This window comes from Pseudoalteromonas sp. S2755 (genome assembly GCF_005886535.1).
Classification (GTDB): domain Bacteria; phylum Pseudomonadota; class Gammaproteobacteria; order Enterobacterales; family Alteromonadaceae; genus Pseudoalteromonas.
Window position 1 is genome coordinate 1 of sequence record NZ_PNDS01000254.1, and the last position, 374, is coordinate 374.

Annotated in this window: 1 protein-coding gene; it reads left to right on the forward strand. The window is 46.0% G+C overall.

The genetic code is table 11. From position 1 onward, the window contains the following. On the forward strand, positions 1 to 208 hold a 208-nt coding region (locus tag CWC03_RS23120; protein ID WP_249314118.1), incomplete at its 5' end, for an EF-hand domain-containing protein. Positions 209 to 374 lie beyond the last annotated feature (166 nt).

A 374-nucleotide genomic window follows, 5' to 3' on the forward strand; every position in this document is an offset into this window, starting at 1 on the left:
AGCAGCACTATCAATCGCAGGTTTATCAATGGTTTCAGCATCAGCACTTGCTGGAGATGACTTCGCAAAATTGGATACTGATGGCAACGGCTCAATCAGTGTAACTGAAGCGAGCGTAAGCGCGTCATTGAGTGAGCAATTCGCGGACTTAGACGTTAATGCCGACGGCGAGCTAAGCAAGTCTGAATACGCAAATTACGAAGGCTAATTTGGCACTGGATCTAGTAATGAGTTAAGGAGCTGGGCCGCATGCCTCGCTCATCAGAACAAAATGACACAATTGAAGGGTTAGATTATGAAAAATGTACTAGCAGCACTATCAATCGCAGGGTTATCAATGGTTTCAGCATCAGCAGTTGCTGGTTGCGATGTCC